At 42.7% G+C, this 15,054-nt stretch carries 14 protein-coding genes; 5 read left to right on the top strand and 9 right to left on the bottom strand.

The genetic code is table 11. The annotated features are described in order from the left end of the window. Nucleotides 1-8: 8 nt before the first annotated feature. Both phoB and F944_RS01940 read right to left on the bottom strand, forming a co-directional pair. Nucleotides 9-719, bottom strand: a complete 711-nt coding sequence (gene phoB, locus F944_RS01945) for a phosphate regulon transcriptional regulator PhoB (RefSeq protein WP_004985981.1) — start codon at nt 717-719, stop codon at nt 9-11. 201 nt (nt 720-920) lie between these two features. Beyond that, nucleotides 921-1,607 (bottom strand): TetR/AcrR family transcriptional regulator, encoded by a 687-nt coding sequence (locus F944_RS01940; protein ID WP_004985980.1) that lies wholly within the window; start codon nt 1,605-1,607, stop codon nt 921-923. Nucleotides 1,608-1,802: 195 nt separating this feature from the next. Here F944_RS01940 and F944_RS01935 point away from each other — a divergent pair, with 195 nt between their 5' ends. Next, nucleotides 1,803-2,639: an SDR family NAD(P)-dependent oxidoreductase gene (locus F944_RS01935; protein ID WP_004985978.1), complete on the top strand. Its 837-nt coding sequence runs from the start codon at nt 1,803-1,805 to the stop codon at nt 2,637-2,639. Between the two features lie 50 nt (nt 2,640-2,689). Here F944_RS01935 and F944_RS01930 read toward each other — a convergent pair whose 3' ends face one another. The 5 genes from F944_RS01930 to F944_RS01910 form a co-directional block, all read right to left on the bottom strand. Further along, nucleotides 2,690-4,057, bottom strand: coding sequence for an MATE family efflux transporter (locus F944_RS01930; protein WP_004985975.1), 1,368 nt, complete (start codon nt 4,055-4,057; stop codon nt 2,690-2,692). A gap of 107 nt (nt 4,058-4,164) precedes the next feature. Next, a complete protein-coding gene (locus tag F944_RS01925) occupies nt 4,165-5,316 on the bottom strand; it encodes a methionine aminotransferase (RefSeq protein WP_004985971.1) in 1,152 nt (383 codons plus the stop codon). A 32-nt stretch (nt 5,317-5,348) separates the two neighbouring features. Beyond that, on the bottom strand, nt 5,349-6,656 hold the full coding sequence (locus F944_RS01920) for a DUF445 domain-containing protein (protein WP_004985969.1): 1,308 nt from the start codon (nt 6,654-6,656) through the stop codon (nt 5,349-5,351). Between the two features lie 14 nt (nt 6,657-6,670). Then, on the bottom strand, nt 6,671-7,252 hold the full coding sequence (locus F944_RS01915) for a CC0125/CC1285 family lipoprotein (RefSeq protein WP_004985966.1): 582 nt from the start codon (nt 7,250-7,252) through the stop codon (nt 6,671-6,673). Nucleotides 7,253-7,298: 46 nt separating this feature from the next. Then, on the bottom strand, nt 7,299-7,838 hold the full coding sequence (locus tag F944_RS01910) for a DUF924 family protein (RefSeq protein WP_004985964.1): 540 nt from the start codon (nt 7,836-7,838) through the stop codon (nt 7,299-7,301). Between the two features lie 201 nt (nt 7,839-8,039). Here F944_RS01910 and gshA point away from each other — a divergent pair, with 201 nt between their 5' ends. Beyond that, the gene (gshA, locus tag F944_RS01905; RefSeq protein ID WP_004985962.1) at nt 8,040-9,617 is read left to right on the top strand and encodes a glutamate--cysteine ligase; all 1,578 of its coding nucleotides are present in this window, start codon (nt 8,040-8,042) and stop codon (nt 9,615-9,617) included. A 17-nt stretch (nt 9,618-9,634) separates the two neighbouring features. Further along, on the top strand, nt 9,635-10,156 hold the full coding sequence (locus tag F944_RS01900) for a disulfide bond formation protein B (protein WP_004985960.1): 522 nt from the start codon (nt 9,635-9,637) through the stop codon (nt 10,154-10,156). Between the two features lie 91 nt (nt 10,157-10,247). Here F944_RS01900 and F944_RS01895 read toward each other — a convergent pair whose 3' ends face one another. Further along, nucleotides 10,248-11,597, bottom strand: a complete 1,350-nt coding sequence (locus tag F944_RS01895) for an alpha/beta fold hydrolase (protein ID WP_004985957.1) — start codon at nt 11,595-11,597, stop codon at nt 10,248-10,250. A gap of 220 nt (nt 11,598-11,817) precedes the next feature. On the opposite strand from F944_RS01895, the gene F944_RS01890 reads away from it, so the two are divergent. Together F944_RS01890 and parE are read left to right on the top strand one after the other, a co-directional pair. Next, nucleotides 11,818-12,405 (top strand): YqiA/YcfP family alpha/beta fold hydrolase, encoded by a 588-nt coding sequence (locus F944_RS01890; RefSeq protein WP_004985955.1) that lies wholly within the window; start codon nt 11,818-11,820, stop codon nt 12,403-12,405. A 14-nt stretch (nt 12,406-12,419) separates the two neighbouring features. Beyond that, a complete protein-coding gene (gene parE / locus F944_RS01885) occupies nt 12,420-14,300 on the top strand; it encodes a DNA topoisomerase IV subunit B (protein WP_004985945.1) in 1,881 nt (626 codons plus the stop codon). 66 nt (nt 14,301-14,366) lie between these two features. On the opposite strand, the gene F944_RS01880 is transcribed toward parE, so the two are convergent. Further along, complete coding sequence (locus F944_RS01880) at nt 14,367-14,900, bottom strand: hypothetical protein (protein ID WP_004985942.1); 534 nt, start codon at nt 14,898-14,900, stop codon at nt 14,367-14,369. Nucleotides 14,901-15,054 lie beyond the last annotated feature (154 nt).

The raw sequence follows: 15,054 nt of genomic DNA, 5'->3' as shown, positions 1-15,054 counted from the left end.
AGGGTATTTTAACCTAGTGCTAAATCTGCACGTGTTGAAAAACGATAACCTGTACCACGCACGGTTTGTACAAATCGATCTGCGCCAAAAGGTTCTAAGACTTTCCGTAAACGACGAATATGTACATCAATGGTACGATCTTCAATATAAACATTACCGCCCCAGACCTGATCCAGCAATTGCGCACGAGTATAGGCACGTTCAGGATGGGTCATGAAGAAAGCCAGTAAGCGGTATTCGGTTGGCCCCATCTCTAAAATATGAGTTCCAAAGCTGACACGCTGACTGACAGGATCTAAAATCAATCCATTGGCGTCAATAGCTTTTTCACCATTTAATGCATTGGCACGGCGTAATACAGCTTTGATTCGGGAGACCAATTCACGTGTCGAAAAAGGTTTGGTCATATAGTCATCTGCGCCGGCATCCAGACCTTGTACTTTATGGTCTTCTTCACCGCGTGCAGTGAGCATAATCACAGGAATTTCAGACAAGGTTTCATCGCGTTTTAAACGGCGGCACAAATCAACACCACTTACGCCACCCGGTAACATCCAGTCCAGTAAAATCAGGGCAGGGCGCTGATCAACAATCATTTGGTGTGCTTGTTTGGCATCTTCAGCCTGTAAACATTGAAAGCCCGCCATATCCAGTGAAGTATGAATCATTTCACGGATGGGAAGTTCGTCATCGACGATTAAAATATAGTCATCTTTCACAACGCAATTACCCTATTTAGTTTATTGAACGGCGGACCGTTTTATTTATGACAGGCTTATTACAAAGATTAATTATGACAGTATCATTGCAAAATTCATCAGAACGGGTTTTTTTAACATGAATTGTGACAAAAAATTGCGTGGCTGATGACCAATTCATGACAAAGACTCAATTTTTAATGGCTTTAATGAACAGTAAATTTATTTTTGTTTCTGGGAAAATGTTTGTACAAGGGATAAAAATACCGTGCGGCAAGCAAATAGAACATCTTCCTGAGACTGTTTAAAACCACCCATCACCCAGCGAATTGCAATCTGGGTAACATAACCGTTTAATCCCGTTGCAATTAACGAAACTTCCTGTTCTGAACGTTGTAAATTCGGCATCATCAGCATGACAAAAGCTTGAATCATACGGTCAAAACGCAGCATGGTTTCCTGAATCGTGGCCTGATTATGCAGCTCTTGTACCAGCATGGCATCAATATAAATAATGCGGGCCAAACGAGGATCATCTTTCAAGGTACGTAACAATGCGCCCAGACCTGCATCGATCATTTTGGCTGGATCGGGAGCCGCTTGCATGACACTTTGCATGACATTCTGTTGTAAGGTTTCAATCAGTTTTAAGAAAATAGTTTGAAATAAATCCTCACTTTTTTTGAAGGATTCATAAAAATAACGCTCGGTCAGCTTGGCTTCATTACAGACGTCTTTGACTGTGACCGAAAAAAAACCCTGTATGCCATAAGTTTCAATGCCTGCTTCAATGAGTTTTTCACGACGCGCATGCTTACGTTCGGTTAAAGACAGTCCTTTAAATTGACGTTCTTTATTGACCTTTGTCGGCTTTGGTCTCGTATTTGAATCAGTTTCGGGGGTGGTCATTGATCACAGGCATCCTCGTTGGTTATGCAGAGTGTAGCAAGTTTTAAACAAAATAACCGCGTCAGTCATTTGTTTGAGTATTTACTCTAGATCGGATAGATTGTATTGACAATACGTATTGTCAAAAATATAGTGATTGAATCAGGTACATCAGCATGGGTTTGTGTACACCTATTTAAGGGAAAAGGTCAGGCAATGAAAAATTTTAAAAATAAAGTCGCTGCGGTTACGGGAGCAGGTTCAGGTATAGGCCAGCAACTTGCTGTTTTATTGGCAAAAGAAGGTTGCCATTTGTCACTGAGTGATATCAATGAACAAGGACTTGCAGCTACAGTAGAACTGCTTAAACCTTATAATATTCGTGTCACTACACAAAAACTGGATGTATCGGATCGTCATGCTGTAAAAGCATGGGCTGAACAAACCGTTCAAAATCATGGCTCAGTCAATATGATTTTTAACAATGCTGGTGTGGCATTGGGCTCGACTGTAGAGGGTGCGAGCTATGAAGAACTGGAATGGATTGTGAATATTAATTTCTGGGGTGTGGTGTATGGCACCAAAGAATTTTTACCTTTTATCAAACAAAGCAAAGATGGACATATTGTAAATATTTCCAGTCTGTTTGGGCTCATTGCGCAGCCTACTCAGTCGGCATACAACGCTACCAAATTTGCGGTACGCGGTTTTACTGAATCTTTGCGTCAAGAACTGGATATGCAAAATTGTGGGGTGAGCGCACTTTGTGTACACCCAGGTGGTATTCGTACCAATATTGCCAATTCAGCAAAAATGAATGAAAGCCTAAAAACACTGGGAATGCATCCTGAAAAATCAATCAAGGCATTTAATAAATTATTGCGTTGTCCGCCAGAAGAAGCGGCACGTCAAATTTTAGCGGCAGTGCGTAAAGATAAACGCCGTTTATTAATTGGTAATGATGCAAAAGTACTGGATCTGATGCAGCGTTTCCTACCGACAGGATATCAACGTGTTAGCGAATTTGGTACCAAATTGACCAATAAAATGTAATACAAAGATGCTCTAAAGCCCACCAAAAAAAGTGGGCTTTTTTTATGCCACTAAATGAGCGCTTTAATGGCTTTTTTCTTCCAGAAAAATTGATAATAGCCAGCTTGTAAAATGCACAGACTGACAAAAGCCAGAGCATAAGCATACCAGATGCCTTTTAATCCCCAGAGACTACTAAACCAATAGGCGCACGGCACTTCAATACATAAAATTGCGGCAATATTAATCAACATAGGCATAGTCACGGCACCGCTTGAGCGCATAATCGAGGCGAAAATAGCACTGGCGCCAAAAAATAAAATGGACCATAACACAATAAATAAGAGCTGCTGTCCCAGTTGTACCACACTGTCATCTGTAATAAATAACGCCATTAGATATTTTGAAAATAAATACGCCAATATCACCAAGGTTCCAGTAATGATGATATTCATCCACAAAGCTGTACGAGTGACGCGCGCCAGTAGATCTGATTTACCCATTCCAATCGCTTGAGCACCAAAAATTGAAGCCGCAATCGCAATCGATAAAGCGGGAAATTGAATATAGTTCAAGACCTGATTGACTGCACCATAGGCCGCCGTTGCATGTGCGCCAAAACGATTGACTAGTCCCACTACGACCAGTCCAGCTACAGAGGTGGTGACCATTTGAATACCTGTTGGAATCCCCAAACGTAAAATGAGTCGTGTGAGTTCCGCGTCATAACGGATATGTTTGAGCAAAGCCAAGTCGGGTTTGAGTGGGTGATTTTTTTTATTCAAATAAATGATTAAAAACAAAATAACCAATGCATTACCTGTAATGGTCGCAATGGCAGGCGCAATAATGCCGAGTTTGGGAAAACCAAAATAGCCTGCAATCAGCACAGGCGTAATCACCAAACCAATCAAACTGGTTAAAGATAACGCCACCAACGGTGTAATACTATCGCCGACACCACGTAAAATAGAGGTGTAAATAATATACACAAATAATAAAGGGCTACCTGCGAGCATGCAGCGGGCATAGGGCAAAGAAAGGTGTAAAACACTTGGATCTGTACCTAAAGCCAATAAAATATGAGGCGCAAAAAATACACCCAAGGCGGCAATAATACTGCCGCCAATCAGGGTCATAAATAGGGTTGAACCGACTACACTGCGCACTTTTTCAAAATTTTGCGCGCCCCATGCCTGTCCAACCAAAACAGTAGAACCTGCCGATAATCCAATCACAAATGCCATCAAACAAAATAGAATGGGAAAAAATACAGCAACCGCAGCAATCGCATTGACCCCCATCATTTGTCCGACAAAAACGGTATTAATCGTACCTGAAAGATTTTGCAGGATATTGGTGGCAATCAACGGCAGTAAAAACACCAGAAAGGTCTTCCAGAGCTTTTGTTGCTGAATCAGTGGACGGTGAGGGGGCATTCATTCTCCATGAATTTGTCAGTGTTATTGTGATGGATATCCTTGACTAACAAAATAACATGCTGCTTTAAAAAAGATTGTTATTTTACGCGAAGACTTGACCTGAGTTAACAAGCATTCAGTAACTGTACAGCACGTTGTAGAGTTTGTTCTGTTTTAGCAAAACAGAAACGGATTAAACGCAAATCCTTAGGCGGATGTTGATAAAACACAGACAGTGGAATGGCCACAATCCCTTTTTCCTCGGCTAAAAAGTAACACATCTCGACATCATTCAGGTCAGGGCGAATCTCAGTGTAGTCGACGGTCTGGAAATAGGTTCCCTGACAAGGAGTAAAGCCAAACAGGGATTGTTGTAGACCCAGATTAAACGTATCTCGTTTGTGTTGATAAAAATCGGCCAGTTCAGCAATGTGTTCGGGATGCTGCTGCATGTATTGGGTTAATGCGATTTGTGCAGGGGTATTGCCACAAAAGTTGGCATATTGATAAATCTGCCGAAATAATTGCATCAGTGTTGGACTGGCAGCGCAATAGCCTGTTTTCCAGCCGGTCACATGAAAGGTTTTACCAAAAGAACCCACCACGAAGCTACGTTCACGTAACTCAGGAAAATGTAATGCACTCCAATGTCGAGCACCCTCAAAAATCAGGTGTTCATAGACCTCATCTGACAAAACCAGCAAATCATATTTTTCCACCAGCGCAATTAACTGTTGCCAGTCCTGATATGACCAGATCGTCCCTGTTGGATTATGTGGGGTATTGACGATAATCATACGGGTGCGTGAGCTAATCTGCGCTGCAACCTTGTCCCAATCGACCTTAAACTCAGGGGCATCTAACGCAATATGCACAGGAACACCGCCTGCAACCCGTACCGCAGGATCATAACTGTCGTAACTTGGGTCAAAAATAATGACTTCATCGCCCGGATGAATGGTGGCTTGAATCGCGGCAAATAAGGCAATGGTTGCGCCAGGGGTAATGGTGATCTCAGTGAATGGATCAAGTGTAATCTGATCACGTTGTTGAAATTGTAGCGCGACTTGTTGGCGTAACGGTAAATAGCCATCGCCTGCGGCATATTGATTATGTCCATTTCGAGTGGCTTCACATAATGCTTCAATCAAATCTGGCGGTGCCGCAAAATCTGGAAAACCCTGTGAGAGATTGAGCGCATTGAGACGTTGAGCCAACGCAGACATGGTACTGAAAATAGTCACGCCCTGATCAGGCAATTTGGATAACAGTTGCATGGCTCAATCGGTTCTCATCTGGAAAAATAATCTTATAGCATATAATCGACCAATGCGCGGATGATGCCTAATACCAGACCAATAAACGCACCTACCACCACGCCATTGACGCGGATCATGTGCAAGTCGCCGCCAACTTCATTTTCAATTTTGGCAATCATTTCACGTGAATCCCATTCATGAATTCGCTCACTGATATAACGAATAATTTTATCGCTATATTGATCGCTAAAGCTAATCGCGAGTCCCGTCATTTTTTCGTTGAGCACTTCACGCACTGCACGATTTTGTATCAGACTCTGGCCGATTTGTTCAATCGCAATACGTAAATTTTGGGCAATGCCTGAATCTTCTTTAAGTAAATCCTGCTTAATCGCATTACAAAAGATCACCACTGCGCCACTGATAAAGTTTAGCACTTGCGGACTATCGAGTAGGGCATTTTTACCTTCATTTAAACGACGACTGGCTTCACTGTTTGAATCTGCCAGTTGTAACATCATGCTTTGTGCACCTTGCTCGATGCCTTGTCGCCACGGATGTTCTGGGTCGGCGAGCATCGACTCGACTTTCTCAATCAGTGAATCAATGGTGCGTTGTTGCACATCAATCCCGATCCAGCTTGCACCTTTGGCCAGTTTCCACACACCAAGTTCCTTAAACAAGGTACGGGTTAATTCTCGTGCCTGATCAGGATGAGTCACAATCCATTCATGCGCCAGATCCAGTCCACGTTGCAATACATCCTGATGAAAATCATTTTCCAGTACAGCGCGTAACATTTCACTGGCAAGAGAATTGATTTGGGTGTTTTTGACCCATTGCACACTATTGGTCTGTATAAAACGTGCAATTTGTTCCTGACTGACAAACTCAAATAGTTTGGGAACGGTTTGCTGAATCAATTGTACAATCTGATTGCTATTTTTAGGATTGGCCAGCCATTGTCCAATCGCCAGACTGAGATCAGTATTGTTTAAACTGCGCTCGACCACCTGTGGTGACAGGAAATTTTCCTGTACAAAACGCCCCATGGATTCGGCAATACGGGTCTTATTACGCGGAATAATTTCAGTGTGATCCAGTAAAAATTTGGGAATGGGGATCTTGCCAAAAGGATTACGAAATAACACGGTAATGGCGTACCAATCCGCCAGTCCCCCCACCACGCCAGCTTCGGCAGAAAGCATCAAAATGTGAATGATCCATGCATATTCAGGCCAGAATTTTGCCAGAACCATGAGGATAATCCATGCCACCACTGCGCTGAGTAGCGCAATCGTGGCATAGCGTTTACTGCGACTTAAACTTGGAGAATGAGATGTATCTTCAACCTGCATGCAAGCATCCTGTCTTAATTTTTGTTGTTGCTGCTGCCCGCGGGTTGAGCGTTGACTGGTTGAGGCAATAACACTGCACCAGACGGACTTAAGCCATATTTTTTCCCTAATGACTGTAAGATCAAGCTTGCATCAAAGGCATCTTTGGATGCAGTTTTTTGATCTTTATAACATTCTATACTATACGATACTTCGACAGGATCGATATTGACCACACGTGGTGAATCATAGAAGGGATCCGGCCAAAAACCAGGATAACGTCGATAATAACCATACGGATAATAATTCGGTGATGAATACACCACCGCTTGACGAGGCGGCTTTTGGGTTTGATTACTTGGATCATCCATCACTTTAAAATAGCGAAAACCGTTCTGAATCGTGGTCTGTGCGGCTTTAACCAGTGTGATTTCTTCAGCTGTACCATAACTCATATTGGGATCAGCTTTAAAGCTGATGCGGTAAATCTGATTATTTAACGGATAAGTGGCAAATTGCCCTAATTGATCAAAGGTTTTGGGTTTTTGTGGTGTTGTGGCACATCCCGCAAGGATCAAGACACTTGCAAGCGCGGCACCGAGTGAGAGATATTTCATCGCGAACTCCTTTTATCAGACATACACGGAGTAAAACAAAGATTACTTAAAAACTGCTGTTGGGTTGAGTTAAAAATTCACGTTCTTCAGCTGTTGATTCACGACCTAGCACGTCATTACGATGTGGATAGCGTCCAAAACGATCAATAATCGCTTTATGTTTTTTCTCAAAATCCAGATTGACTGGATTGCCTAAGCGTTGGAAGAGTTTAAGCGCAAACTCATGAATCAGTTTGGATTCGCTATGCATAAACGGCATGTAGAGAAAAGAACGCTGTGGTGGGCTCAGTTCTGCATCCAGTTGCAGACTAATGGCTTCCTGCGCCAGTGCCAACGCCATTGCGTCATGGGCAAAAGCCTGTGCTTGATCCCGATATAGATTTCTGGAAAATTGATCCAATACAATAATTTCCGCAAGACGGCCTTCGGCATCCTGACGCCATGACCATAGCTCTGCCTGTGTGGCTTGATGGTGAACTTCGGCAAATTGGCGATGAATTTTTGCGTCAAAATCATCACTTTTTTTAAACCATAACGGTTCTTGTTCAGGAGCAAACCAAAAATTCAGGACATCTTGTGGATTCATTTATTTTCACTCTTTTAATTTATTCTTCAATAAAATCACAAATCAAACATGTCTTATAGACCAAGTTTGTGATAAAAAATTGTCAAAGTGAAACGGCCAGTTTGTGCAAATCCTATCAAGTCCTGCGCGGTCTGGCAGATTTCGCGTTATACTAAAGTCATGATTTTTTTCATCGTTCTTTAAATCAGCGAGCAGGTGTACATGAGTCAACCCAAATCAGCTTCTCCAACTGTCGTGCCGACGTGGGTAGATTCTTCACTCTTACAAGGGATGTTGCGGGGAATTGAACGCGAAAGTCTGCGTATGCAGAGCAATGGCTTTTTATCGCAAAATCCGCATCCTCAAGCATTAGGTTCTGCTTTAACTCATCCGCGGATTACGACAGATTATTCTGAAGCTTTGATGGAGTTTATCACCCCGCCGAAAGACAGCATTCCTGCGGTTTTAGAAGATTTAAAAGATATTCATGCAGTGGTGCATCGTCATTTAAATCCCGGTGAAAAACTGTGGCCGCTGTCGATGCCCTGTATGCTGGATGATCAGGAAGAAAATATTCCTTTAGCCTATTATGGTACATCCAATATTGGGCGTTTTAAGACGCTGTATCGCCGTGGTCTGGGAGTCCGTTATGGTCGTCGGATGCAAACCATTTCAGGGGTTCATTATAATTTATCGTTTCCTGAGACGCTGTTTGCCGCACTACAGCAACACGAAACCGATCCTGCATTACAACAACTCAATGCGCAGGATTATCGTAGCCATCGCTATTTTGGTCTAATTCGTAATTTTATTCGTTTAACGCCTTTGGTGATTTTTCTGGTCGGTGCCAGTCCATCGGTATGTCGTTGTTTTCTAACAGGGCGTGAGCATCATCTACAGCCTTTAGTTAAAGGCACCATGTATTTACCTGATGCCACCGCATTACGCATGGGACGTTTGGGGTATCAGAACTCGGCACAGAAACAACTGGGTATTCATTATAACGATATTCAGGCCTATCTCGAAGGTTTGCAAAAGGCAGTGAAAACGCCGTATCCACCCTTTACCCAGCTTGGTTTAAATGATGAACAGGGTGAACCGATTCAGATTAATGACCATGTCCTACAAATTGAAAATGAATACTACAGTCTGGTTCGCCCCAAACAAGTTCCCCAAAATGACGAAACGCCTTCACAGGCTTTGCAAAATCGTGGGGTCGGCTATGTGGAATTACGCGCAGTAGATGTCAATCCTTATAGTCCGATTGGTATTGATGAAACGACAGCAGGTTTTTTAGAAGCGTTGGCTTTATATTGCTTATTATCAGAAAGCCCTGAAATTCATGATGATGAACAGGATCTCATAGAACGCAATCAAAATACGGTTGTGAATGAAGGGCGTTCCACCGTCGCCAAAATCATGAGCCTAACAGGTGAGCAGTCGGTGCAAAGCTGGGTCATACAGCATCTTGAGCAGATACAAAAATGTGCAGAGCTACTGGATGAACTTTATCAGAGCAATTTGTACAGTGATGCTTTGAAGGTGATGCAACAACGTGCGCAACAGATTGAGCAGACACTTTCAGCTCAAGTAGTCGCGGATACGTTGGCACATGGGGGTACCTGGAGTTTTGGCAGTGTATTGGCACATGACTATGCCAAGATGTACGATCAATATGAATTAAGTGTTGAAAAAACCGCTTATTTTGAGCAGTTGGCTCAACAATCCTTGCAACAACAACATCAACTGGAACAAGAAAGCGTGATGAGTTTTGATGGCTATCTTGCCCAATTTCGATAAAAACAAGAGGTATATCCATGCAATGGCGTAATTATCGCTTTATCAATGGATTATTGGTACTGGCCAGTATTGTCGGCATGTCATTTGCACTTTATCTGGAACATGTAAAAGGTCTGGACCCTTGTCCATTATGTGTGTTTCAGCGTGTTGGGCTGATGGCGATGGGGATTTTCGCCTTGATTGCTTTTTTGCATAATCCTGCTTCAAATCTTATGAAGCGTATGTATGCTTTACTGGCAACCTTGTCGATTGGTTGGTCTGTCGGTGTAGCGGCACGTCATGTCTGGTTACAGACTTTGCCACCTGATCAAGTGCCAAGTTGTGGTCCTGGACTGAATTATTTAATTGATGCGCTGCCTCTCAAAACAGTATTGAACGAAGTGCTGACTGGTTCTGGTGAATGTGCCGCAATTGACTGGACTTTCTTGGGGCAATCGCTACCTGTCTGGTCGTTGGTTTTCTTTAGTGTGTTATTGCTGATCTGTCTATGGCAACTTTTCAGAACATATCCCGTTGCGAAAAAAGCTTACAAGAAATAATGTAAGAACCAAAAATAAAGCCAGCAATTGCTGGCTTTATTTATTTCAGAACTAGACAAGAGCATGATGACTTGACCGCGGACAAAATAAATCAAGTCTCCACAATCCCAGTAAGATCAGTAGGATCATAATTTTGCATGTTAATCATATGAGTTTGCACACCCAAACATGCATAGTCATCATGTTCAGGATAAAACCAGCGGGTAATTTGTTCAGAAACGCTGGAATGATACTGAATTTCAAAATGATTTAACCCATGAAAAACGGCTTTATGCGAATCTGGGAGTTTGAGTTGAAAACGTGGATTTGGATGCTCTCCTAAGGCACTTTTTACACTGACCAGATAATCGCCAATAATCGACAAGGCTTTGAGACTTTTTTTCTGATTTTCATGTTCAACCGTACCAGCAACAAAGAACGTACTGATATGTGAAGGTAGTGGAGCAGGTTTACGGTTATCATCCATTAGTCCAATTCGGGCTTCCAAATGTTCCCAGTCATCATCACGCACACTGCCATGACGTAAGTCCAAAATACCGTTGCTGCGGATATTGACCAAATGGCCAATCAATTTCACGAAAGGAAAACTGCCTAGTCGATCTTGTAGCGCGAATCCAAAACGCTCCAACACTGCTCCATGATGTGGCGAACCGATACAGACCAGATTGCCCACCATATGTGTCCACTGGTGCATATTTTGTTTGCCATAAAACAACGAACTACGTGATACCAATCCGCCCATGCTATGCCCAATCAAATCGATACTAGTAATGCGAGGATTACGGGTGATCAAATCTTCAAGTGTATTGGCCAAGCTGCGGCCATTGGCTGAAATTCGACGTCCAGTATTGTAGTTGAGATACAGCATAATATTGTGATCACGCTGCGCCAGTAAACGTTCTCCAATGCCACCAAAATTACGATTGGTCCAGTCCGTATGATTCATACATAATCCATGTACAAAAATCACCACACGACCTGCAATGTCGCCTTGTTGCAATGCACCATAATGGTCATATAACACCATAGGTAATGCCATTGGATTTTGATGTTTGAGCAGATAATCGCCTAACACCCCATTTAATGCACCGACCAAAAAGTGCAGGGTAGGAGTTAAGGGTTTGTCGTGTAGGGTTGGAAATTGTTCAATAATACGACGTAAACTCGGGGCAAGAAAATAACGACCATATTTTTGTAAGGTGTTATATGACCATTGCTGCAAACGTTCAATTCGTGGAATTTTTAAAAAACGACGGGATTGCTGGTCACTCATCCCAAAGGTCGTTTGTAATACTTCACGATGGATAATCTGAACAACATCGTGAACCCCCAATAAACTGGTACTCACCAGTTGTGCCAAACCCTCAAGCACATCGGCCTGACTCGGTGGCGTACGATCCCATTTACAATAGGTCTCGTGTAAAGGCGTTAAACTTGGCATATCCAAATCCTTGATTCATGCACGCACCTGTTACTTTATTTTTCATTTGCTTCAGGCGATAAAACGATTATATTCATCTTATTAGGTGTTGCATTCACAACTATTTAAAAATACTGATGAATGACCAGTTATTTTTATTTTTTTGTCTAACAATTTAGGCATAGGTACAAATTAAAACATAGTTGTGATGAATATCACATTATTAATGGTGCTTCTGCGCATGAATCTGGTCTATTTACATGGCTTTCAAAGTAGCCCTTTCTCGATCAAAGGGCAACAGCTTAAACACTATTGTCAAATTCACCATCCTGAAATTCAGGTACATTTACCTGATTTAAATTTACCGCCGTTGGTCGTGGTAGACGTGATTCAGCAGTTGATAGAGGAGTTGGATCAGGTGGTGTTAGTAGGTAGTAGCTTTGGTGGGTTTTATGCGACTCAGTTTGTCGCCAAATATGCTTTGCCTGCTGTATTGATCAATCCTGCTGTGCGACCATGGCAACTGTTTCGCGATTTATTTGGTATCAATCAGATTCCTTACTGGGTGGGTGATCGTTGGACACTCACCGAACAGCATTTGGATCAGCTTGAGCAGATGGCTGTACCCTATGCTGATCCTGCCGAGAAAATACTCGTGTTGCTTCAGCAGGGCGATGAAACTTTGGATTATCGTGAGGCACAGCGTTATTATAGTCAGCCATCACATCGCGCCTTGATTTTATCGGATGCGCATGGTAACCATGCAATGGATGATTTTGAACAAAAAATACCGTTGATTCTTGAATTTTTAACCTATTCGCTTAAATAAGGAAATCGTACAAGGTGTCACAATATACGGCTCAATCACTTGAAGTTTTATCGGGTTTAGATCCTGTACGTCGTCGTCCAGGCATGTACACCGATACGACACGTCCAAACCATCTTGCACAGGAAGTGATTGATAATGCCGTGGATGAGGCGCTGGCGGGACATGCCAATAAAATCTGTGTGACGGTTTATAAAGACGGCTCATTGTCAGTTGAAGACAATGGTCGCGGGATGCCAGTGGATATTCATCCTGAATATGGTCAAAGCGGCATTGAGATTATCCTAACCAAATTACATGCAGGTGGTAAATTCAGCACCGATAACTATCAGTTTTCGGGCGGCTTACATGGGGTCGGGATTTCGGTGGTGAATGCCTTGTCCAGTCGGGTTGAGGTTGAAGTTCAGCGTCAGGGCAATCTTTATAAGATGGCTTTTGAGCAGGGTGAACCTGTCGCACCGCTTGAGGTGCTTGAAGGAAAAGTCGCAAAACGAGCAACAGGCACTACCGTACATTTTTGGCCAGAAACCAAATATTTTGACAGTCCAAAATTTGCCTTAAAAGCACTTAAGCATAATCTAAAAGCCAAAGCAGTTTTGGCGGCTGGACTTAAAATTAGCTACATCGATCAAATCAATGATGAAAAAATCGAATGGCAATTTGAAAATGGTTTGGTCGACTATTTGATGGATGAATTGGAAGACCGTGAGATTGTCCCGATGCCTGCTTTTGTCAGTCAGGGTCAAGCCGAACGCGCCAGTTGTGAGTTTGCAATCTGCTGGAATGTCGAAGGTGGTGAGCAAATTCAGGAAAGTTATGTCAACCTGATTCCAACTGCGCAAGGCGGAACCCATGTTAATGGCTTGCGTTCTGGTGTCACCGAAGCACTGCGTGAGTTTTGTGAACTTCGCAATTTATTGCCGCGTAATTTAAAGCTGTCTGCCGAAGATGTCTGGGATGGTGTCAATTTCATTCTGTCGCTTAAATTTCAGGAACCGCAATTTTCAGGTCAAACCAAAGAACGACTTTCCAGCCGTGAAGCCTCAGGGATCGTGCTTAATATTGCCAAAGATGCGTTTGCTTTGTGGCTCAATCAAAACTCTGAAATTGCCATGCAACTGGCAGAAATGGCGATTTCTAAAGCGGGACGACGTTTAAAAGCCGCCAAAAAAGTTGAGCGTAAAAAGATTGTGTCGGGGCCAGCTTTGCCTGGAAAACTGGCTGATTGTGTTGGACAAACTCGTGAAGAATCTGAGCTATTTATTGTCGAGGGTGATTCTGCGGGGGGGAGTGCCAAACAGGCACGCGACAAGAACTTTCAGGCCATCATGCCGATTCGCGGTAAAATTTTGAATACCTGGGAAGTGTCCTCCGATGAGGTTTTGGCTTCACAAGAGGTACATGACATTGCGATTGCGATTGGCGTTGATCCGGGCAGTGATGATTTGTCAGAACTTCGTTATGGCAAAATCTGTATTCTGGCCGATGCCGATTCGGATGGTTTACATATTGCGACGTTGCTATGTGCTTTATTCGTCAAGCATTTTCCTGCATTGGTCGAAGAAGGACATTTGTTTGTGGCGATGCCACCACTGTTTCGTATTGATGCAGGCAAAGATGTATTTTACGCACTGGATGAAGCTGAGTTAGAGGCGATTCTGTCTAAAGTTAAAAGCAAAAATCCGCAAATTACCCGATTTAAAGGATTGGGTGAGATGAATGCAGGTCAATTACGTGAAACCACGATGGACCCGAATACGCGCCGCTTGGTACAGCTTGATCTGGACGATACCCATTTGACCGCAGGTTTACTGGATAAACTTCTTGCCAAAAAACGTTCTGGCGACCGAAAACATTGGTTAGAGCAAAAAGGTAATTTGGCGGATATTCCTATCTAAGATTGAGTTTAAACACCACTTCTTAGAACCCCTATATGTGCATGCATATAGGGGTTCTAAAGCTGGTTAAAGCAGCTGAGGTATCAGTTTTAACACTTTTTCAACTTTCAGTTTTTCCAGATGTGCGAGTCGTTGAAAACGATGATGAATCTGCTGAAGTTCATCTTTTAAAGCCTGTACTGCCTGTTTTAATGATGTAACAGGCACTTCAAAGCCAGTATGATCCTGACTGGCATCTGGTTTAAATTTGATCATATCTCCCTGATATTCACATAACACTTGAGGATGTCCAATCCAGAACTGTTTCAGATTACCTTGAGCCAGTTGCTCCCAAGCATGAATATCATTTAAATCTGAGCAACAGCGCGGTAAAAGTATCGGTCGCTGTTCGGCATCAAGCAATACATAGCCACCGTTCAAAGAGGTATTTTTAAAAACGGTCTCTTTTAGAATTTTACTCAGATAAGCATCAGAAATATCTTGAATGGCATAGAACAAACAATCAGTTGCTAAAGGCTGAGACGAATTCTTCAATCCATCAGCTTGCAAACTTTGCTGACGATCATCCAAATCTAGCACTGGAATAAAGCGTATATCCATCTCGTTATTCTCATTTTGAGTCATTGTTATAAATACCGCAGCTTCATATTTTGATTGTGTCAGCTACTTGAAAAAAGTATGCAACAAATACGCTTCACTGTCGCTCAGTTTCAGACGAATATTGTTGCTAGCATCGCATTTTTACTGGCTCATT

Source organism: Acinetobacter ursingii DSM 16037 = CIP 107286 (assembly GCF_000368825.1).
GTDB classification, from domain to species: domain Bacteria; phylum Pseudomonadota; class Gammaproteobacteria; order Pseudomonadales; family Moraxellaceae; genus Acinetobacter; species Acinetobacter ursingii.
Note: the sequence above shows the minus strand (reverse complement) of the source record. Positions and strands in the feature narration are given on the sequence as shown.

Excerpts from the sequence above, each read along its gene's own strand:
- F944_RS01925 (WP_004985971.1), bottom strand. The coding sequence starts at position 5,316 with ATGCAACTGTTATCCAAATTGCCTGATCAGGGCGTGACTATTTTCAGT.
- gshA (WP_004985962.1), top strand. The coding sequence starts at position 8,040 with ATGAGTCAACCCAAATCAGCTTCTCCAACTGTCGTGCCGACGTGGGTA.
- F944_RS01920 (WP_004985969.1), bottom strand. The coding sequence starts at position 6,656 with ATGCAGGTTGAAGATACATCTCATTCTCCAAGTTTAAGTCGCAGTAAA.
- F944_RS01890 (WP_004985955.1), top strand. The coding sequence starts at position 11,818 with ATGAATCTGGTCTATTTACATGGCTTTCAAAGTAGCCCTTTCTCGATC.
- F944_RS01895 (WP_004985957.1), bottom strand. The coding sequence starts at position 11,597 with ATGCCAAGTTTAACGCCTTTACACGAGACCTATTGTAAATGGGATCGT.
- F944_RS01930 (WP_004985975.1), bottom strand. The coding sequence starts at position 4,057 with ATGCCCCCTCACCGTCCACTGATTCAGCAACAAAAGCTCTGGAAGACC.
- F944_RS01940 (WP_004985980.1), bottom strand. The coding sequence starts at position 1,607 with ATGACCACCCCCGAAACTGATTCAAATACGAGACCAAAGCCGACAAAG.
- F944_RS01900 (WP_004985960.1), top strand. The coding sequence starts at position 9,635 with ATGCAATGGCGTAATTATCGCTTTATCAATGGATTATTGGTACTGGCC.
- F944_RS01935 (WP_004985978.1), top strand. The coding sequence starts at position 1,803 with ATGAAAAATTTTAAAAATAAAGTCGCTGCGGTTACGGGAGCAGGTTCA.
- F944_RS01910 (WP_004985964.1), bottom strand. The coding sequence starts at position 7,838 with ATGAATCCACAAGATGTCCTGAATTTTTGGTTTGCTCCTGAACAAGAA.
- F944_RS01880 (WP_004985942.1), bottom strand. The coding sequence starts at position 14,900 with ATGGATATACGCTTTATTCCAGTGCTAGATTTGGATGATCGTCAGCAA.
- F944_RS01915 (WP_004985966.1), bottom strand. The coding sequence starts at position 7,252 with ATGAAATATCTCTCACTCGGTGCCGCGCTTGCAAGTGTCTTGATCCTT.